The 19,625-nt window shown below is 58.9% G+C and carries 21 protein-coding genes; 9 read left to right on the top strand and 12 right to left on the bottom strand.

The annotated features are described in order from the left end of the window. Positions 1-30 precede the first annotated feature (30 nt). The gene (locus KSS91_RS05145; protein ID WP_217837239.1) at positions 31-1,131 is read right to left on the bottom strand and encodes an MFS transporter; all 1,101 of its coding nucleotides are present in this window, start codon (positions 1,129-1,131) and stop codon (positions 31-33) included. A gap of 148 nt (positions 1,132-1,279) precedes the next feature. On the opposite strand from KSS91_RS05145, the gene KSS91_RS05140 reads away from it, so the two are divergent. Both KSS91_RS05140 and KSS91_RS05135 read left to right on the top strand, forming a co-directional pair. After that, positions 1,280-2,698: an aminotransferase-like domain-containing protein gene (locus tag KSS91_RS05140; protein WP_217837238.1), complete on the top strand. Its 1,419-nt coding sequence runs from the start codon at positions 1,280-1,282 to the stop codon at positions 2,696-2,698. Positions 2,699-3,246: 548 nt separating this feature from the next. Next, positions 3,247-3,525, top strand: coding sequence for a DUF3077 domain-containing protein (locus KSS91_RS05135; protein ID WP_007970376.1), 279 nt, complete (start codon positions 3,247-3,249; stop codon positions 3,523-3,525). 100 nt (positions 3,526-3,625) lie between these two features. Here the strand turns inward: KSS91_RS05135 and KSS91_RS05130 are convergent, their stop codons facing one another. From KSS91_RS05130 to cyoA, 7 genes are all read right to left on the bottom strand, one after another. Beyond that, positions 3,626-4,078, bottom strand: a complete 453-nt coding sequence (locus tag KSS91_RS05130) for a hypothetical protein (RefSeq protein ID WP_217837237.1) — start codon at positions 4,076-4,078, stop codon at positions 3,626-3,628. Further along, complete coding sequence (locus tag KSS91_RS05125; RefSeq protein WP_217837236.1) at positions 4,062-4,700, bottom strand: DUF6036 family nucleotidyltransferase; 639 nt, start codon at positions 4,698-4,700, stop codon at positions 4,062-4,064. Before KSS91_RS05125 ends, KSS91_RS05130 begins: the two co-directional genes overlap by 17 nt. Before the next feature lie 231 nt (positions 4,701-4,931). Further along, positions 4,932-5,819: a heme o synthase gene (gene cyoE, locus KSS91_RS05120; protein WP_217837235.1), complete on the bottom strand. Its 888-nt coding sequence runs from the start codon at positions 5,817-5,819 to the stop codon at positions 4,932-4,934. Between the two features lie 11 nt (positions 5,820-5,830). Beyond that, complete coding sequence (gene cyoD / locus KSS91_RS05115; protein WP_015093559.1) at positions 5,831-6,166, bottom strand: cytochrome o ubiquinol oxidase subunit IV; 336 nt, start codon at positions 6,164-6,166, stop codon at positions 5,831-5,833. Then, positions 6,167-6,793, bottom strand: coding sequence for a cytochrome o ubiquinol oxidase subunit III (locus KSS91_RS05110; protein ID WP_015093558.1), 627 nt, complete (start codon positions 6,791-6,793; stop codon positions 6,167-6,169). A gap of 3 nt (positions 6,794-6,796) precedes the next feature. Next, complete coding sequence (gene cyoB, locus KSS91_RS05105) at positions 6,797-8,827, bottom strand: cytochrome o ubiquinol oxidase subunit I (protein WP_126049372.1); 2,031 nt, start codon at positions 8,825-8,827, stop codon at positions 6,797-6,799. A gap of 3 nt (positions 8,828-8,830) precedes the next feature. Then, positions 8,831-9,775: a ubiquinol oxidase subunit II gene (gene cyoA, locus KSS91_RS05100; protein ID WP_217837234.1), complete on the bottom strand. Its 945-nt coding sequence runs from the start codon at positions 9,773-9,775 to the stop codon at positions 8,831-8,833. A 27-nt stretch (positions 9,776-9,802) separates the two neighbouring features. On the opposite strand from cyoA, the gene KSS91_RS05095 reads away from it, so the two are divergent. Further along, positions 9,803-10,063 (top strand): hypothetical protein, encoded by a 261-nt coding sequence (locus KSS91_RS05095; protein ID WP_041474780.1) that lies wholly within the window; start codon positions 9,803-9,805, stop codon positions 10,061-10,063. Positions 10,064-10,614: 551 nt separating this feature from the next. On the opposite strand, the gene KSS91_RS05090 is transcribed toward KSS91_RS05095, so the two are convergent. Further along, the gene (locus KSS91_RS05090; protein ID WP_217837233.1) at positions 10,615-11,124 is read right to left on the bottom strand and encodes a disulfide bond formation protein B; all 510 of its coding nucleotides are present in this window, start codon (positions 11,122-11,124) and stop codon (positions 10,615-10,617) included. 288 nt (positions 11,125-11,412) lie between these two features. Continuing rightward, positions 11,413-12,594, bottom strand: a complete 1,182-nt coding sequence (hmpA, locus tag KSS91_RS05085; RefSeq protein WP_217837232.1) for an NO-inducible flavohemoprotein — start codon at positions 12,592-12,594, stop codon at positions 11,413-11,415. Between the two features lie 156 nt (positions 12,595-12,750). On the opposite strand from hmpA, the gene norR reads away from it, so the two are divergent. The 4 genes from norR to KSS91_RS05065 all read left to right on the top strand — a co-directional run bounded on the left by norR (position 12,751) and on the right by KSS91_RS05065 (position 16,463). Beyond that, positions 12,751-14,301, top strand: a complete 1,551-nt coding sequence (gene norR, locus KSS91_RS05080) for a nitric oxide reductase transcriptional regulator NorR (protein ID WP_217837231.1) — start codon at positions 12,751-12,753, stop codon at positions 14,299-14,301. 270 nt (positions 14,302-14,571) lie between these two features. Then, a complete protein-coding gene (locus KSS91_RS05075) occupies positions 14,572-15,474 on the top strand; it encodes a chemotaxis protein CheV (protein WP_007970363.1) in 903 nt (300 codons plus the stop codon). Between the two features lie 27 nt (positions 15,475-15,501). Next, positions 15,502-15,960 carry a GNAT family N-acetyltransferase gene (locus tag KSS91_RS05070; RefSeq protein ID WP_217838364.1) on the top strand — a complete coding sequence of 153 codons (459 nt, stop codon included), beginning with the start codon at positions 15,502-15,504 and terminating at the stop codon, positions 15,958-15,960. A gap of 176 nt (positions 15,961-16,136) precedes the next feature. Then, the gene (locus KSS91_RS05065) at positions 16,137-16,463 is read left to right on the top strand and encodes a hypothetical protein (RefSeq protein WP_217837230.1); all 327 of its coding nucleotides are present in this window, start codon (positions 16,137-16,139) and stop codon (positions 16,461-16,463) included. A 93-nt stretch (positions 16,464-16,556) separates the two neighbouring features. On the opposite strand, the gene KSS91_RS05060 is transcribed toward KSS91_RS05065, so the two are convergent. Next, positions 16,557-16,814 carry a hypothetical protein gene (locus tag KSS91_RS05060; RefSeq protein ID WP_015093550.1) on the bottom strand — a complete coding sequence of 86 codons (258 nt, stop codon included), beginning with the start codon at positions 16,812-16,814 and terminating at the stop codon, positions 16,557-16,559. Positions 16,815-17,027: 213 nt separating this feature from the next. Between KSS91_RS05060 and KSS91_RS05055 the strand changes: the two genes are divergently transcribed. Next, positions 17,028-18,002 carry a 2-hydroxyacid dehydrogenase gene (locus KSS91_RS05055; RefSeq protein WP_217837229.1) on the top strand — a complete coding sequence of 325 codons (975 nt, stop codon included), beginning with the start codon at positions 17,028-17,030 and terminating at the stop codon, positions 18,000-18,002. A 195-nt stretch (positions 18,003-18,197) separates the two neighbouring features. After that, positions 18,198-18,707, top strand: a complete 510-nt coding sequence (locus KSS91_RS05050) for a DUF2165 family protein (protein WP_217837228.1) — start codon at positions 18,198-18,200, stop codon at positions 18,705-18,707. 6 nt (positions 18,708-18,713) lie between these two features. On the opposite strand, the gene KSS91_RS05045 is transcribed toward KSS91_RS05050, so the two are convergent. Next, entirely contained in the window at positions 18,714-19,616 is a 903-nt protein-coding gene (locus KSS91_RS05045) for a DMT family transporter (protein WP_095965844.1), read from the bottom strand. Positions 19,617-19,625: the final 9 nt, after the last annotated feature.

Raw genomic sequence — 19,625 nt, 5'->3', positions numbered from 1 at the left:
CTGCAAAGTGAAAACCGCAACGGCGATGACTCAGTCATGCAGCGACGCATTGGATTTACGGTTGAGCCAGTACCAGGCCAGGATCCCGCCGGCGCCGATGGCGGCGAGGACCAGCGCGTTGTACGGCGCCGGCACCACTCGCATGATCAACACGGTCAGCCCGGCCCCCACACCCAGGGACACTTCCTTGACGAACATGTTGTTTTGCTTGACCGAGAAGTAGTCGAGGTAGCTGAAGGCGCATTCGGCGATCGACAGCAACGCCACCCAGATCAGCGCCCCGGCAAGGGTTTCGACGTGGAATGCGGCTGGCGAAGACAGCACGGCAAAGCCGCCGACGATGATCCCGATCACCGCCACGACCTTGAAGCGCCCGGTGCGCTCGATCAGCTTCATCACTGGCACCTGGGCGAACACCACCACGGCGCTGTTGAGGATCAGCATCAGGCCGTACCAGGCCGGCAGCTCGCCGGTCTTGAGCAGGATCGCCTGTGGCAGGATCGAGAACACCCCGAACAGCTTGATGCCCATGATGATCCCGGCGATCACCCACGGCAGTTTGTTGCCCCAACTGCTGCCGACCTGACTGGCCGGACGGGCCAGCACCGGTTCGCTGGTGAAGGTTGCGCCGAGGGCAATCGGCAGGCACAGCAACACGAACGCCGCCGCACCGAGGAAAAACATCGTAGGCGTGAGAAGCGGCGACAGCAGGATCAAACCGGCCACCAGACTGCCCATGTTCATGGCCACGCGGTTGTAGGCCGCGCCTTCCTTGGTCTGGGCCGCTTCGCTCTTGATCAGGTAACCGGCTATGGCAATGCCGTAGGCAAAGAGTGCGGCGGCAAACATCACCATGCCTTGATTGCTGGTCAGCGCCAGCAGCACCAGGCCAAGGCCGGCACACAGCAGCGTGACGCTCAGGGAGCGGCGGCCAAGCACCAGTAAAGTCAGGGGCAACAGCAGTAACAAGGCACGATATCCAAGGGCCAGGATGCTGTTGGTGGCCGTGTCGAGCCAGACGTTGGCCTTGCCCAGCACCGCGAACAGCGAGACAGCCGTGATGATCCGGATCGTGAATAACCGCAGGTTAATGACCGGCTTGGCCACCGCGACCGTTGTTTCGACACTCATGCAGCACCTCAGGAACCGGATGAACGCCCACCAATAAAGGCCGACATTCGGAAAAGTCTGTAAGGGCATGGTAGAGAGAGAGGCTTGTCCTGATCAGGGCAAGTTCGTATAGAATCCAACGAACTTTACTGCCGGAGAGACCAGTAAAATGCAGGTTCAACGCGCAGTCATTGCCGCCATTGAATTCCAGCCCGGCGCGCCGCTGGTGCAGCAGATCGTCGATCAGTTAACGCATGCCATCAGCACCGGGGGCCTGCCCCACGGCGCCAAGCTGCCGCCGATTCGCGAACTCTCCGACTTGATGAACGTGGGCAAGTCCACGGTGGTCGATGCCCTGGACCGGATGCGGGCCAAGGGGCTGGTGGTGTCGCGCCAGGGCTCGGGGCATTACGTGCATCGCTCCGAAGCGGCGCTGAAAAGTGGTACCGGCCCGGACCTGCAACCCCAGGACACCCTCAGCGTGATTCGCCGCGCACTGCTGTTGGACAACGGCGCGCTGCGCCCCGGCTGCGGTTTCCTGCCGACCTCGTGGCTACCCGCCGAAGAATTGCAGAAAGCCGTGCGCAGTACTCTGCGAGCGACATCGTTGCGCATGGGCGAGTACGGCGTGGCCGGCGGTTACTTGCCATTGCGCCAGGCTCTGCGGGTCAAACTCGCGACCTTCGGCATCGAAGCGCCGGTGGATCAGATCATCACCACCGCCAACACCATGCAGGCCATCGACCTGCTGATGCGCCTGCTGGTCAAACCCGGCGACACCGTACTGCTCGATGATCCGTGCTACTTCAACATGCACGCCAACCTGGCGCTGCACGGGGCCAAAGTCATCACCATCGCCCGGGATTGCGACGGCATGGACCTCGATGCGCTCGAGCAACTGCTGATCGCCCACAAACCCGTGCTGTACATGACCAACAGCACACTGCATAACCCCACCGGCCACTCGTTCACCCCGGCCCAGGTCTACCGCTTGCTGGAATTGAGCCACCGCCATGGCTTCCACATCGTCGAAGACGATCTGTATTGCGATATCCAGCAACGCCGCACCCCGCGCCTGGCGGCCAGCGGGCTGGACAATGTGAGTTATGTGTCCGGCTTCTCCAAGACCCTGACCGCCAACAGCCGCGTCAGCTACACCGTGCTCTCGCCACAACTGGCGGCGCGGATGGTCGCCCTGAAAATGGCCTGTGGTGGCGTGACCTCGGAACTGGCGGAGCAGATCACCTGCACCATGCTCAGCGACGGCAGCTATGCCAAGCATGCGCGGCGCACGGTGGACCGGCTGTATGAATCCAACAGCCGAGTGGCCGGTTGGTTGGCGCAGGCCGGGTGTTCGCTTTCCTCGCTGCCCGGCGAAGGCGTGTTTATCTGGGCGCGATTGCCGGATGGATTGCATGCCGAGAACCTGGCTCGCCAAGGGCTGGAAAATAACATGGTATTGGCACCGGGTACCTTGCTGAGCAAAGGGCCGAATGCCAGTCAGTTCCTGCGCTTCAATGTGGCGCACAGCGATAGTCTGCAGGTGCGTGAGCGGTTTTTCCGGTTGCTGGATAAACCCCATAAATAACTGACTGCTCTCAATCCTGTGGGAGCGGGCTTGCTCGCGAAGAGGCCGCCACATCCAGCATCAATGTTGCCTGACACACCGCCTTCGCGGGTAAGCCCGCTCCCACAGGAGGTCAGCGTCGTACATAAAATTGGCGGCACAACTGATCCTATGTGGGAGCGGGCTTGCCCGCGAAGAGGCCGTCACATCCAGCATCAATGTTGCCTGACACACCGCCTTCGCGAGCAAGCCCGCTCCCACAGGGGTTGTGGTGTCCCGGTCATCCCCGCCGGCAAGGATGAGGTCGGCAATCGTAGCGATCTGCTGGTTGCCGGCGCTTTTTTGTGTCTGCACACTCGTGCAATGGCGGCTGTGCGTGGGAGCCCTTCGGGTCTGCCGGGTTCCTGTATCTCCGGTTTATCAGCCCGCGCATAGCTGCCACCCATTCGCCTGATAACGAACGTGGTAGCTCTCTACTTGATACGGGAGTTTTACTCATGAACGCCATTGATCCCTCTGCTACACCTGTCACGCCCCTCCACCTCCAGCCCAGCAGGAGGTGAAACCCAATGACCAACCCCCAAGACCTGAAAACCATCGGCCTAACCCCCTTCTCCTACCACGCCAACGAACCACTGTTCCGCATCAACGCCGGCGTCCCGGTGATCGAAGCCCTCTACCACGCCTCCGACCTGCTCCACGTAGCCAAACTGCTCGCCTCAGACGCCGCCATGGTTCGCGACTCCGACCGGCACGCCTGGGCCTCGCACTTTCTGCAGGACATGAGCAAGGCGATCATCGATGACGTGGTGAAGGTGCTCGATGCACCGTGTAACAACCGCGCATAAACAAAAAGCCCCACCCTTCTCTCGAAAGGCGGGGCTTACAAGCTGACGATTGTTGTCACTTCAGGGCCGAACGAGGTAGCCCGTTTGTTGCAAGCTGGACTCAGAAAAACATTGCACGCTGCTCAGCTTCGTAGTGCCGGGTCTGGAAAGGCATGAGGGTTTGGGCTTTCAGGCCGAGGCCCTCACTCAATCCCCAAGAGACAGCGAGCTCATCACGACGTCGACGTAATGGCGTGACGGTTTGTAGCGTCGCGACTTGCCTGGAAGTCGAATGTGCAAAAAGCTCGAGGACATTGAGGGTCTCCGACACCCGTAGATCGGATAAGCAAGTAAATCGAGTGAATCGTTCGAGCAGATAGCCCGCGCGCCGAACCTCCACTTCGTCAGTGTGACGACTCAAAAAAGCGCTGACCTCGTTTTCCAGATTTGAATTCGAGTACCAGACCGCTTTGGCGGCGCTCACGAGTGCATCGTCATCCGCTTGATTCAAAGGTCTTGTTACCAGCGTGTCCAATGCGGATGAGAGGACGTGGCCGCTATGGGGCTTCGTCATCTGGGCTCTCCAGGTAATCGTGCAAAATATTCGTAAGAACGGAGATGGGTGGCTCTTTATTGCCAACATATACATCAATTGCCTGCAACGCCAGTCGACGGAATTCGCTGGTCAGTACGAAACCCGCCCTGAGAAGTGCCTTGATATCACCAATGTCCTGATCGGTCGCTCTGCCCAGCTTGGAAATGGCAATGTCGACAGGTGCTGCAATATGAACGTGCAGCGGGGATTCGACAGGAAACTCTTCAAAGGGAAGGCTGCGCTCCCAATAGTCCTCGTGAATCGGGCCAAAACTGGTGTTGTATTGAAGGTCGTAGTTCAGCTCCATCAAGCGTCCTGATCGCTCATCGACAAACTGTTCGGGTATCTCCGCGAGCATGGTTTGCAGATGTAAACCGTCGGGGACATGAGCCTCATAAATCTCGGCATCGACGTCGGTGGAAACGCGATGATGGGTGTAAAGGTGAACAGCGCAGCCACCGAAGACGATGATTTTGACCGCCCCGGGTCCTGCGCTCTCAAGTTCCAGCTCCGCTTCGACAGATTTGAACATCGAAATCAAAGCCTGCCCTAACGCTGTATTCGTATTAACGCGCGGGGTGATTACCTCTGGCAGTTCCATCGTAGAGCCTCTGGGATGCTTGTAATGACAGCATTCCGAGGCTAGAGATACGACTTCCGACCCTCAACCTGAAAGCCCCGTAGGACAGTACTGGTACATACGTAAGCATTTTCGCTTGCCCGCTCGCCCCATTGTCAGCGAGCCTGCTCGCCGTGGCGGCGCCAGGAAAATCCCAATGAAAAACCCCGCTCCTCTCTCGAAGGCGGGGCTTTTCGTTACAGCATCTAAACCTTAAGGCGCGTACGTCAGCAGCAACTCAGTCGGCACTTTGAAGTCCAGGGACATCATCACGCTCAACGCGGTAATGGTGAAGATCGAGAACACGAACAGCTTGCGTGCCCAGACCGTGTCATCCACTGCCTTGTAGCCGGTCCAGGCCATGTACAGCCAGTACATGCCCATGGCCGCGGCGACGGCGAGGTAGCTCATGCCGGCGTAGCCGCTGAAGGTCAGCATCAAGGTCGCCACGAGGAAGGCCAGGATGTAGATCAGGATGTGCTTCTTGGCCACTTCGATGCCGCGCTTCACTGGCAGCACCGGAATCGATGCGGCCAGGTAATCGTTGAAGCGGAAGATCGCGATGGCGTAGGAGTGCGGCATCTGCCACAGGCTGAACATCACCAGCAGGGTCAGCGCGGCCATGTCGAAGGTGTTGCTCACCGCGACGTAGCCGATGACCGGCGGCATGGCGCCCGACAGGCTGCCCACCAGCGTGCCGTGAACCGACTTGCGCTTGAGGTACAGGCTGTAGAAGCCGACGTAGATCACGAAGCCGATGACGGCGAACAGCGCAGCCAACGGATTGGCCACCTTGTACAACAGGGCAACGCCGGCGACACCCAGGACGGTCGCATAAACCAGCGCCAGTTTCAGGGAAATCAAGCCCTGGACCAGCGCCCGGTTCTTGGTGCGTTCCATCTTCAGGTCGATGTCGCGGTCGATGCAGTTGTTGAACACGCAACCGGAGGCAACCACCAGGGACGTGCCGATCATGGCGGCCAGGAAGATGGCCAGATCGACATGCCCTTTGGAGGCCAGGAAAAATCCGCCTGCCACAGAAAGCACGTTACCGAAAATGATCCCCGGTTTGGTGATTTGGATAAAGTGCTTAAGGGACATGCGGATCTACCTCACTTCGCCATCATGAACGTGTGGATGCTGAACATGATCCACAGCGACAAGCCAACCAGCAGGACAATCACGATCGCGGCGAAGACAAACGCAATCACGTTGTTACGCTGCGCGGCCGAACGGTCCAGGTGCAGGAAGTACACCAGGTGCACCAGCACCTGGACGATCGCGAACGCCAGGACGATCAACAGGGTGATCGACTTTGGCAGCGTCGGGTACATCACCAGACCGAATGGAATGACGGTCAAGATCACCGACAGGATGAAGCCGATGGCGTACGACTTGTAGCTGCCGTGACCGGCGTCGTCGTGGTGGGAATGAGCTGGGTTAGCCATTTACATAGTCCCCATCAGATAAACAACGGTGAATACGCAGATCCAGACAACGTCCAGGAAGTGCCAGAACAGGCTCAGGCAGCTCAGACGGGTCTTGTTGGTCGCCGTCAGGCCGTTTTTCTGCACCTGGTACATCATGATGCCCATCCAGATCAGACCGGCGGTCACGTGCAGACCGTGGGTACCAACCAGGGTGAAGAACGCGGACAGGAAACCTGAGCGGCTAGGGCCGTAGCCTTCGGAGATCAAAATGTGGAATTCATTGATCTCCATGGCGATAAAGCCTGCACCTAACAGGAAGGTCATGCCCAGCCAGCCGAGCACCGCCTTCTTGTTACCCTTGTACAACGCCAGCATGGCGAAGCCGTAGGTGATCGAACTGAACAACAGAAGAGCGGTTTCGCCCAGTACGTATGGCAGTTCGAAGATGTCGTGACCCGAAGGGCCACCCGCTACGTTGTTAACCAGTACCGCGTACACCGCGAAGATCGACGCAAACAGAATGCAGTCGGTCATCAGGTAGAGCCAGAAACCGTATACGGTCATCTCGCCCGAGTCGTGGTGGTGGTCATCATGCCCATGTCCATCGACATGGGTGTGTCCAGCATTGGTCACTAAATTCGACATGGTTTAAGCCTGTTCCAACGAGGTTTCAACACGGGTGGCGGTGGCCGGGATTTTCCCTGCCGCTACCAGACGCTTGTGCTGCTCGGCTTCGATGCGCTCGATCACATCGACCGGCACCATATAGCCTTGATCATCACGGGCCGCGTGGATCACGAAGTAGATCACGGTGCCGGCCAGGCTAGCGATTGCCAGCCACCAGATGTGCCAGATCATCGCGAAACCGAACACGGTCAACAGTGCACCCATGACCACACCGGTGGCGGTGTTGTTGGGCATGTGGATCGGCTGGTACTTGGCCGGAGCCTTGTAAGCGGTGCCGTTTTCCTTGGCTTCGGTGAACGGGTCGATGCAGTCGGCTTTCGGCAGCACGGCGAAGTTGTAGAACGGTGGTGGCGACGAAGTCGACCATTCCAGGGTGTGGGCATTCCACGGGTCACCGTGTTCGCACATGTTTTCCGGCTTGTTGCGGTCACGCACGCTGACGTACAGCTGGATCAACTGGCAAGCGATACCCACGGCGATCATCAGCGCACCGAACATGGCGACGTACAGGTACGGCACCCACTCAGGGTTGGTGGTGGCGTTCAGGCGACGGGTCATACCCATGAAGCCCAGTGCATAGAGCGGCATGAATGCGACGAAGAAGCCCGAGATCCAGAACCAGAACGCTGCCTTGCCCCAGCCTTCGTGCAGCTTGAAGCCGAACGCTTTAGGGAAGTAGAACGCGAAACCTGCGATGTAACCGAATACCGCACCGCCGATGATCACGTTGTGGAAGTGCGCGATCACGAACAGGCTGTTGTGCAGAACGAAGTCGGCACCCGGGATGGCCAGCAGTACGCCGGTCATGCCACCGATGGCGAAGGTCACCATGAAGCCCAGGGTCCACAGCACCTGGCTGGTGAAACGCAGACGGCCCTGGTAGATGGTGAACAGCCAGTTGAACAGTTTCACACCCGTCGGGATGGAAATCAGCATCGTCGCCAGACCGAAGAAGGCGTTGACGCTGGCACCCGAACCCATGGTGAAGAAGTGGTGCAGCCAAACCATGAAGCCCAGGATCGAGATCGCACCCGATGCGTAGACCATCGAGTGGTGGCCGAACAGTTTCTTGCCGGTGAAGGTCGAGATGACTTCGGAGAAGATACCGAACGCTGGCAGGATCAGGATGTACACCTCAGGGTGACCCCATGCCCAGAACAGGTTCACGTACATCATCGGATTGCCACCAAGTTCGTTGGTGAAAATGTGGAAATCCATGTAACGGTCAAGCGTCAGCAGTGCCAGGGTAGCGGTCAGGATCGGGAACGAAGCCACGATCAGGACGTTGGCCCAGGTGCAGGTCCAGGTGAAGATCGGCATGTCCATCAGCTTCATGCCAGGGGTACGCATTTTCAGCACGGTGGCCAGGAAGTTGACCCCCGTCAGCGTTGTCCCCAGACCCGATAGCTGTAGCGCCCAGATGTAGTAGTCCATCCCCACGCCAGGGCTGTATTGCAGGCCTGACAGCGGCGGATAGGCAACCCAGCCGGTCTTGGCGAATTCGCCGACGCCCAGGGACAGGTTGATCAGTACCACGCCGGAAACCAGCAGCCAGAAGCTCAGGGAGTTCAGGAACGGGTAGGCAACGTCACGCGCGCCGATCTGCAGCGGCACTGCAAGGTTCATCAGGCCGGTGAAGAATGGCATCGCCATGAAGATGATCATGATCACACCGTGGGCGGTGAAGATCTGGTCATAGTGTTCAGGTGGCAGGTAGCCAGGCGAACCCTCGGTGGCCATGGCCAGTTGGGTACGCATCATGATGGCGTCGGCAAAACCGCGCAGCAGCATGACCATGGCGACGATGATGTACATCACGCCGATTTTCTTGTGGTCGACGGACGTCAGCCACTCGGTCCACAGGTAGGTCCACTTCTTGAAGTAGGTGATTGCAGCGAACAGCGCCAGACCACCGAGCGCGATCATGGCGATGGTCACCATCACGATCGGCTCGTGGAACGGGACCGCTTCCCAACTTAATTTACCAAACATCGTTTACTCCTCTGCCCCGGCAGCTGAATGCGCGTTCATGTCCATTACTTGCGTAGCGGCCACTTCTTTCTCTTCTTTCTCGTGCTTCACTTTCGGACCCGGTTTCATGCCTTCGTACTTGTCGACGATGGTCTGGAACAGGTTCGGCGTCACCGAGGAGTAGAGCTCGACTGGGTTGTTCTGGCTCTGCTTGGCAAGGGCTGCGTATTCAGCTTGTTCAAGCTGTTTAGGTGCCTTTTTGACTTCACTTACCCAGGCGTCGAATTCTTCCTGAGTCGTTGCGATCGCTTTGAATTTCATGCCGGTGAAACCAGCGCCGCTGTAGTTGGCGGAGATACCGTCCATCTCAGCGTTTTCGTTGGCGATCAGGTGCAGCTTGGTCTGCATGCCCGCCATCGCGTAGATCTGGCCACCCAGTGCAGGGATGAAGAACGAGTTCATCACGGCGTCAGAGGTAATGCGGAAGTTGATCGGGGTGTGCGCCGGGAACACGATCTTGTTGACCGTGGCGATGCCTTGTTCCGGGTAGATGAACAGCCACTTCCAGTCCAGTGCGACCACTTCGATGGTCACAGGCTTCACGTCCGATTCCAGTGGCTTGTACGGGTCCAGAGCGTGGGTCGACTTGTAGGTGACGTAACCCAGGGCAATGATGATCAGCACCGGAACGGCCCACACCGCGATCTCGATCTTGGTGGAGTGGTTCCATTTCGGGGTGTAGGTGGCGTTGGTGTTGGACGCGCGGTATTTCCAGGCGAACAGGAAGGTCATGACGATGACCGGAACCACGACCAACAGCATCAGCAGCGTTGCGGTGATGATCAGGTTTCGCTCGTCCAGACCGACCTGGCCCTTGGGATTGAGCAAGGTCATGTTGCAGCCTGACAGCAACAACGTGCCGATCAGCGGCAATAAGCCTAGTAGTCTGGGGTACCTGTTTTTACTCATCTCACGACCTCTAAAGCAGCTTGCGCAATGCAGTTGGGTTTTGATCGCCAACACTTCACCCTGCCAAGGGTTGGCATTTTTCTTGGATTGAATAAGGGCATGCCCGTCGTGCGTCAGACGCTGTACGACAAATCCCGGGCCTGCGGTGAGTTCTTATTCGAATTCGTGGTCAAAGGCCTTGTTACAGACCAATTCCATTTGGTGCGGGTAGTTGGAGGCTCCGACACCTGGGCATCGCATGAAGCCACCAGACCTCTCGACACCCTGTTCCTGCACATACCTGGTTAAGATTTGAGCAGCGTCGGGAATTCAGTGCGGGCGATTGTAGATATGTAGCGTTTTATAAACCATGTCTCATCCCGAAATAATTTTTATCCGAACCGGCAACAATCATTCACCGTTTTCGCAAAAGTGGCGCATCTTATCGAAATTGATTCTCAACAAAAACACCAAAATAAGTAGGTCTTCCGCCCACAGTTCAGACAGTATCGGATGCCGCCCTGGTGCCCTTGACCCTGCCAGAGGCCCGATATGACGGGGACTCCGGCCAATCGTAAGCCCCTGTTAAAACTGCCTGTTCGGGTCCGGGACGGAAAAAAACGGGAGCCTGCAAAACAGCCCAATTTCGTTACGAATCCATGTGCCAATCCGGCTTCCATGAACGCCCTGCGACACCGACTCTGTGACAACATGTCGCACATGTGTCGCACCCTTGGCTGCCCCACATCAGGGTCTTTTTACCTGGGCTCTGGAATGCGCTGCTCAACACAAAAAAAGCCCCGCTCCTCTGTGCAAGGAACGGGGCTTTTTTGTCCGACAATACGTAGCAGCAGATGACCTCAGCGCAGCGCTTTGCGGTTACGCGACGTCAGCAGCGGCACCAGCACCACGATCAGTACGAACGCCACCAGCGCCCACTGCGCCAGCGACAAACCGAGGATCGGCGGGTATGGCGTGGAGCAGAAGCCATCGACCTGGAAACCCAGCGGGAAGATCTTCGCCAACGGCAGATCATCGACAATCGGTTGCAACACATCGATGCCGCAGCTGACCGCCGGATAGAACTGCGTATAAACGTGATGCCCGGCAACGCCTGCACCTGCCAACGCGCAGATCACCACCAGGGTTTCGAACACCGAGATGCTGCGACGGTTGCGCATGGCCGCGCCGATGAAGGCGAAGATCGCGATCAGCAGCAACGCATAACGTTGCAGGATGCACAGCGGGCAAGGCGCCTCGCCCAGGACAATTTGCATGTACAGCGCGCCGCCGATCAACGCCAGGCAAATGATGCCCAACAACACCAGGTAGCGCCGTTCACGCCCCAACCGCATGGATTCATCGCTCATCGCGTTTCCCTTCAAGATTCGAGTGCCCGCCAGTCTACACGCTGGCCCGGACCTTTGAGAGTCTGGAGCATGTGAGGGGGATTCGAGGGAATAGACGATAAGGCGGTTAAGAAGGGATTAACTTTCGAGCGTTTTTTCAGTTCAGGACCGCAGTGCGGCATTCGCGAGCAAGCCCGCTCCCACATTGGACCTGTGTCGTTCACAAAATTTGTGTTCGCCGAAGATCCAATGTGGGAGCGGGCTTGCTCGCGAAGCAGGCGACTCGGTCCCCCGAGTCGCCGCAACCACTTATTCCAGCGCCGCTGCCGGCCCGAAGAACTCATAGCGGCTTTGCTTCTCCGGGACACCCAGTGCCTTGAGATGGCGCTTGATGGACGCCATGAAACCTTTCGGCCCCAGGAAGTAAACATCCAGGTCACGCTGCTCCGGCAGCCATGCATTCAACTGCTGCTGGCTCAACAAACCGACCTTGTGCGCCGCCGGGCTCACGCCATCGTCCTCGGAATAGCAGTAGAAGCGCTTGAGTTGCGGGTGACGCTCGGCCAGGCCATCGATCCAGTCGCGGAAGGCATGCACGCTGCCGTTGCGCGCGCAGTGGATGAAATGCACCGGCCGCTGAGTCTCCAGCGCCGCTTCGAGCATCGCCAGGGTCGGGGTGATGCCAACGCCGCCGCTGATCAGTACCAATGGTTTGTCGCTGGCGGTCAGGGTGAACTCGCCCGATGGCGGGAACAACTGGATGCTGTCGCCGACATGCATCTGGTCATGCAGGTAGTTGGAGGCGCGACCACCGGCTTCACGCTTGACGCTGATGCGGTACTGGCCTTTGTTCGCCAGCGCCGACAGCGAGTAGTTACGACGGATCTCTTCACCGTCGAGGATCAGTTTCATGCCGATGTACTGGCCGGGTTCTGCCGCGAGGATCGGACCTTTGTCCACAGGTTCGAAGTAGAACGAAGTGATCTCGGCGCTTTCCTGGACCTTGTCCACCACGATGAATTCCCGCGCCCCGCGCCAGCCGCCGTGGGCCTGTTCTTTTTGGTCGTAAACGCTGGCTTCGGCACCGATCAGGATGTCCGCCAGTTGGCCGTAGGCCGCGCCCCAGGCCGCGATCACTTCAGGGGTGGCGATCTCTTCGCCCAGTACTTCGGCGATGGCCCGCAGCAGGCAGCTGCCGACAATCGGATAGTGTTCAGGCAGGATCTGCAGGGCCACGTGCTTGTTGATGATCTTGGCCACCAGGTCGCCCAACTGGTCGAGCTGATCGATATGACGCGCATACATCAATACGCCGTTGGCCAAGGCACGCGGCTGGTCACCGCTGGCCTGGTGGGCCTGGTTGAACAGCGGGCGCACTTGCGGGTATTCGGAGAGCATCATGCGGTAGAAGTGCGTGATCAGCGCCTCACCACCGCTTTCGAGCAGCGGCACGGTGGATTTGACGATGGCACGGTCTTGAGCGCTCAGCATAAGGTGACTCCTGGTCTTCTTGGGTTGCTAACGGATTACCCTATGCGTATCAGCTTTCGTGCCAACTATTTAATCGTTTAAAATCAATGAGTTAATAACTTAATAGTCATTTCGACACTGCCTGCTTTATAGTCATACCGACTACACGGAGTCACTATGACTGCAAAACCACTGCTCACCGCTTTGCTGCCCCTGGTCTCCGACCTGTCCCGCGAGCTGCCCGAGGGCGAGCGTTATCGCCGCCTGCTGGAAGCCATGCGCGCCTTGCTCCCGTGCGATGCCGCCGCCCTGCTGCGCCTTGATGGTGAATGGCTGGTGCCACTGGCCGTCGACGGCTTGAGTACCGACACCCTCGGTCGGCGTTTCAAGGTCAGTGAGCACCCGCGTTTCGCAGCGCTGCTCGGCAGCCCCGGCCCGACCCGTTTCGCTGCCGACAGCGACTTGCCTGATCCTTATGACGGCCTGGTCGATGGCCTGGATGATCATCTGGAAGTCCACGACTGCATGGGTTGCCCCTTGTTCATCGACGAGCGCCCATGGGGTCTGTTGACCCTCGACGCCCTCGATCCGGAGCGTTTCGAACCGATCGAACTGGATGCCCTGCAAGCCTTCGCCAGCCTCGCGGCCGCCACGGTCAACGCCGCCGAGCGCATCGAGCGATTGAACAACCGGGTCGAAGATGAGCATCAGCGCGCCGAGGTCTACCGCCAGGCCAGCGGCCAGCAGAATCGCGAGTTGATTGGCCAGAGCAAGGCCCACAAGCGTCTGGTCGAAGAAATCAGCCTGGTCGGCGGCAGCGACCTGACCGTGCTGATCACCGGCGAAACCGGGGTCGGCAAGGAGTTGGTGGCCCAGGCCATCCATGCTGCCTCGCCCCGCGCCGACAAGCCGATCATCAGCCTCAACTGCGCCGCATTGCCCGATACCTTGGTGGAAAGCGAGTTGTTCGGCCATGTCCGCGGCGCTTTCACCGGGGCGATGAACGACCGTCGTGGCAAGTTCGAACTGGCCAATGGCGGCACGCTGTTTCTCGATGAAGTCGGTGAGTTGTCGCTGACCGTGCAGGCCAAGCTGTTGCGCGTGTTGCAGAGCGGTCAATTGCAGCGACTGGGTTCGGACCAGGAGCATCAGGTCGACGTGCGCCTGATCGCGGCGACCAACCGCGACCTCGCCGAGGAAGTGCGCAGCGGTCGTTACCGTGCCGACTTCTACCATCGCCTCAGCGTTTATCCGCTGCTGGTGCCGGCCCTGCGCGATCGCGGGCGCGATGTGCTGCTGCTCAGTGGTTACTTCCTCGAGCAGAACCGCTCGCGCATGGGCCTCAACAGCCTGCGCCTGAACAGTGACGCCCAGACCGCGCTTTTGGCCTACGACTGGCCCGGCAATGTGCGCGAGCTTGAACATTTGATCGGTCGCAGCGCCTTGAAAGCCTTGGGCAATTGCAAGGAACGGCCGAAGATTCTCAGCCTGAGCGCCGCCGACCTGGACTTGCCCAACGCCAGCGTTGAAACCGCTGCAGAGCAACCTGTCGCCACCGTCACCCAAGCGCCGACCGGCGATTTGCGTGAGGCCACCGAGCGTTATCAGCGTCAAATGATCGGTGCCTGCCTGGAACGGCACAACAACAACTGGGCAAGCGCGGCCCGTGAGCTAGGCTTGGATCGGGCGAACCTGGGGCGAATGGCCAAGCGGTTAGGGATGAAATAGTGTTTTTCAGTGTCGAGTGAAATCTTGTGGCGAGGGGGCTTGCCCCCGTTGGGTCGCGGAGCGGCCCCAGCTTTCCAACAATCAAACCGAGTCGCTGGATTTACGACCGCTTCGCGGCCGAACGGGGGCAAGCCCCCTCGCCACAATGGTCCTGTGTTTGACCCAAGATAGGCATTCACCCTAAAGCCTGCCCCCGACAAGTCGATAACCCGGCATCGAAGTCATGGCAATCCCGGGATTGCCCGTCACCTTTTTCCAGAGAAGGTTCATATGTCCTCCACCAAAGCCCGCGCAGACTCACTTTCGCTTCTGCTGTTTACCCTGCGCAGCGGCAAGCTGATGGCGATCAACCTGCTCAAGGTCAGTGAGATCATTCCCTGCCCGCCGCTGACCCGGCTGCCGGAGTCACACCCCCATGTCAAAGGCATCGCCACCCTGCGCGGCGCATCGCTGTCGGTGATCGACCTCAGCCGCGCCATTGGCGAGCGCCCGCTGGAAGACCCGAACGGCGGCTGCCTGATCGTCACCGATGTCAGCCGCTCCAAGCAGGGCCTGCACGTTCAGGCCGTGAGCAAGATCGTCCATTGCCTGACCACCGACATCCGCCCGCCGCCCTTCGGCTCCGGTGGTTTGCGCGCCTACATCACCGGCGTGACGTCGGTCGATGGCACCCTGGTGCAGGTACTGGACATCGAAAAGGTCATCCACGGCATCGCCCCGGCACAAATCGAAATGGCGCCGACCGAACTGAGCATGGAAGACGCCGAACTGCTCGGCAACGCGCGCATCCTGGTGGTCGACGACAGCCAGGTCGCCCTGCAGCAATCAGTGCACACCTTGCGTAACCTTGGCCTGCAATGCCATACCGCCCGCAGCGCCAAGGAAGCCATTGACTGTCTGCTGGACCTGCAAGGCACCGCGCAGCAGATCAACCTGATCGTCTCGGACATCGAAATGTCCGAGATGGACGGCTACGCCTTCACCCGCACCCTGCGGGAAACCCCGGACTTCGCGCATCTTTATGTATTACTGCACACGTCGCTGGACAGTGCGATGAACGCCGAGAAAGCACGACTGGCGGGGGCGAACGCGGTGCTGACCAAGTTCTCTTCGCCGGAATTGACCCAGTGCCTGATCACTGCGGCCAAGGCTGTCGCCGAACAGGGATATTGAGCCTTGGCCGAGGATTTTTGCTGGCTGATGCGGCGCGACCTCACTGAAGTCGTGCCGTCACCCGATTGGCCAGCTGGCCTGCAACTGAGCGAATACCATCCCGAAATCGGCGCAGCCGTGCACCGGTTGATGGAGTTCGGTTACCTCGAAGGTGGCGGTCGCGTGGCAGCGCTGGACATGTGGCAATGGCAGTTCGAAAGCGACCCGGAATATGACCCGGCGCTGTGCTTTATCGCCCGGGATGCCGAAGGCATTGTTGGCGTGTGCCAGTGCTGGACCAGCGCCTACATCAAGAACCTGGTGGTGCATCCACGGTTTCAGGGTCGAGGATTGGGACGTGCCTTGTTGTTGCAGGCGTTCAAGGTGTTCCAGCAACGGCGCGAAGGATATGTGGATTTGAAGGTGCTGGAAGACAACCACTGGGCGCGGCGATTGTATGAAAGTGTCGGGATGCGTGCCGTTCGCCGGGAGCCGGTTCCGGACTGATACGCCGCAGTCGCGAGCGGGCTCGCTCCCACAGGGTTATGTGTCGTGCACAGAATTTGTGGTCGTACTCGGTCAGTGTGGGAGCGGGCTTGCCCGCGAAGAGGCCGGCAAAACCGCCTCAAAACCTTCAGGCATACTCCAGCCTTGACCATTGCACATCCAAGGACGCCTGAACCATGAAAGCAGCCACCCTGGCTTTTCTCAGCCTCACCGCCCTCACCTCTCAGGCCTGCGCCTCCAGCCCCGACGCCTGGGCAGCCTACGATAAAGCCGTACTCGCCAGTTGCACCAAGGCCAGCGGCCTGAAAGACGCCAAACCCGTGGGCAACGCCGCGCAGTTCGATGACCGGGTTGGCTATACCGCGCTCCTGCTCCAGGGCCAGTACCCGCAAAAGCACATGAAAGGCGCACAAGGCGCCGAGCTGTGCCTCTACAACAAAAAGAGCAAAACCGCGTACGTCACCGAATGGGACTCCATCCGCCCGGCCGCCAAGGTCAATTGAGTGGCGCACATTTCGTTGCGGGCAGTTTGATCAATAACTTGTGCTACCAGCATTGGCCTGCTCGCGAAGACGGCAGGCCAGGCACTGGAAACTTCAGCGTTTACCCATCGACCGACGAGTCCCCGGCGGCGCCATGCCCGGCGTCTTGGTGTGGCCGTTCTTGGCGCCGTTCTTGTACCACGGCTGGTTCGAGCCTTTGGCTGCCGCCAGTTCGCCCGGCTTGAACGGGAACTTGAATGCCGGGATCCCGGCTTTGGCTTCGCTGTCGGTGCTGGAGTCAACGCTGACTGGCAGCTCGGCCTGCACGTCGCTCTGGGCGTCGGCGACCGGCGGTTGTTTCGGGGAAGTCATGAAAGCTCCGGGTGATGCATGAAATGTCGGGCCCGGTGAGCGAGCCGCATGCCACAGTATAAGAAGTGCGGCAGTATACCGGAACGGCAGCGACAAGCTTCAAGCGGCAAGCTGCAAGTTAAAAACGATGGGGGCGACTTTTAAACTTGCAGCTTGCCGCTTGAAACTTGTAGCTTGCTAAGCATTCTTCACCGCCCGACGAGCCCGCCTCTCATGAAAAAGACTGTCCTGGCTTTCAGCCGCATCACCCCGGTAATGGTCGAACACCTGCAACAGGATTTCGACGTCATCGTGCCGAACCCGAAAAACGGCGACATCAACGCCCAGTTCAACGAAGCCCTGCCCCACGCCCACGGCCTGATCGGCGTTGGGCGCAAACTCGGCCGCGCCCAACTGGAAAACGCCGCCAGGCTGGAAGTGGTGTCCAGCGTCTCGGTGGGCTACGACAACTATGACCTGGCCTACTTCAACGAACGTGCAATCATGCTGACCAACACGCCGGATGTGCTCACCGAAAGCACCGCCGACCTGGCGTTCGCGCTGTTGATGAGCAGCGCACGCCGCGTCGCCGAACTGGATGCCTGGACCAAAGCCGGGCAATGGCAGGCCACTGTCGGTGCGCAGCTGTTCGGTTGCGATGTGCATGGCAAGACCCTGGGGATCGTCGGCATGGGCAATATCGGTGCTGCCATCGCCCGACGTGGTCGCCTGGGGTTCAACATGCCGGTCATCTACAGCGGCAACAGTCGCAAGACCGGGCTGGAGCAGGAACTCGGCGCGCAGTTTCGCAGCCTCGATCAGTTGCTGGCCGAAGCTGATTTCGTCTGCCTGGTGGTGCCGCTCAGCGAGAAAACCAGGCACTTGATCAGTCATCGCGAACTGGCGCTGATGAAGCCGAGCGCGATATTGGTGAACATCGCCCGTGGCCCGGTGGTGGATGAACCGGCGCTGATCGAAGCGCTGCAAAACAAGCGCATTCGTGGTGCCGGGCTGGACGTGTACGAAAAAGAACCACTGGCCGAGTCACCGCTGTTCCAGCTGAACAACGCCGTAACCTTGCCGCACATCGGCTCGGCCACCCATGAGACCCGCGATGCCATGGCCAACCGTGCCTTGGCCAACTTGCGCAGTGCCCTGTTGGGCGAGCGGCCACAGGATCTGGTCAATCCGCAGGTGTGGAAAGCCTGATTAAACAATGGCACGTCATAATCGGCGTGCCACTTTATATAAAGCCTGGAAAACATCCCCTTTTAAACAACTTACCACCCAACCCATACAACAAGCGACACAACTCGCAAAGCACTCCCCCCCCAACACCATCTAAACATCTATAAACTCCGAAAAACAATAACGCATCAATCGTACATTCGGAGATCATCCTGCATGAGCTATTTCACCACTGCCTGCCTGGTAAGGCGGAGCAAATTAATAGTTGTCTTCATGGCGGCATTATTCGGTATAACGACCCTTCTCAACAATATTACCGACTACGCTGCATACGCTGAGTATATCGGGCGAATCATCAGCATGAGCGACACCACCGGCAATGACTCCCGCCAATACCGCGCCATCAGCTCAACCCTGTTTCACCACCGATTTTACTGGGCACTGATCACACTCGAGACCATATTCACATGCAGCTGCATAGTTGGAGTCTATCAACTCTACCGTAAACTCAACGCACCACTCAGTGAGTTCCACGAAGCCAAAAAATTCGCAATAAGCGGCTTTATTACAGCCATTTTTGCGTATCAGACCTTCTACATCATCATACTAAACGAATGGTTTGACTTAGAGTACTCCAAACAGGCCAACGCCTTTGAATGGGCACAAACTCACATTGAATACATGTTCTTCGGCATTATTTATCTGTTGGCGGCAAAGGATTCCTGAATAGTTTCAGGCCAGCTTGCCCGCCACCGGACTGGCACTTGCCTTGGGCTTGCGAAACACCAGCACATTACCCAACATGACCATCACCAGCCCCGCCATTGCCGGAGCGGTCCACTGGTAACCCTCGGCGAACGCCGAGACATTTAGCGCCACCACAGGGAACAGCACAGTGCAGTAGGCAGCACGTTCCGGCCCCATGCGGCCGACCAGCGTCAGGTAGGCGGTAAAACCGATCACCGACCCGGGAATCACCAGATACAACAGTGAGCCGATATAACGCGCGCTCATTTCCAGGTCGAAGGGAATGCCTTTGACCAGACACCACACCGAGAGCATCGCCGCCCCGTAGGCCATGCCCCAGGCATTGGTGGTCAGCGGCTTGAGACCGGCCTTCTGTTGCAGGCTTGAGAGCATGTTGCCCGCCGAGAAACACAAGGTGCCGCACAGGGCCAGACCAAGGCCGAGCAAGGTTTCCGGGCTGGCGGTATGCCCGGCCAGTTCCGGCCAGAACAGCAGGCCCAGCCCAAGCAGGCCCAGCGCACCGCCCATCAGCACGTTGCGGGCGATTCTCTGACCGAAGAACACCCGCGCGTTGAGGGCATTCCACAAGGTGGCGGTGGAAAACACGACGGCCACCAGACCGCTGGGGATCCACTGGCTCGCGGTGAGGAAGCACATGAAGTTGACGCAGAACAGGCACAAGCCCTGAGCCAGGCAAATCAGGTGTCCGCGACGGTTCATCACTTGCAGGCGCCGACTGAGCAACAGGATCACGAACAGCACCAGCGCGGCGAGGCCGAAGCGATAGACGATCGACACGGGAATCGCCACCACGCCCAGCTGCCATTTCAAGGCAATCCAGGTGGTGCCCCAGATCAGCACGGTCAGCAGGTACAAAGAAAGGTTCATGACAAAGGC

Origin of the sequence: Pseudomonas azerbaijanorientalis, from assembly GCF_019139795.1 — a bacterium.
GTDB classification, from domain to species: Bacteria; Pseudomonadota; Gammaproteobacteria; order Pseudomonadales; family Pseudomonadaceae; genus Aquipseudomonas; species Aquipseudomonas laurylsulfatiphila.
This window is presented reverse-complemented; position numbering and strand designations above follow the sequence as displayed.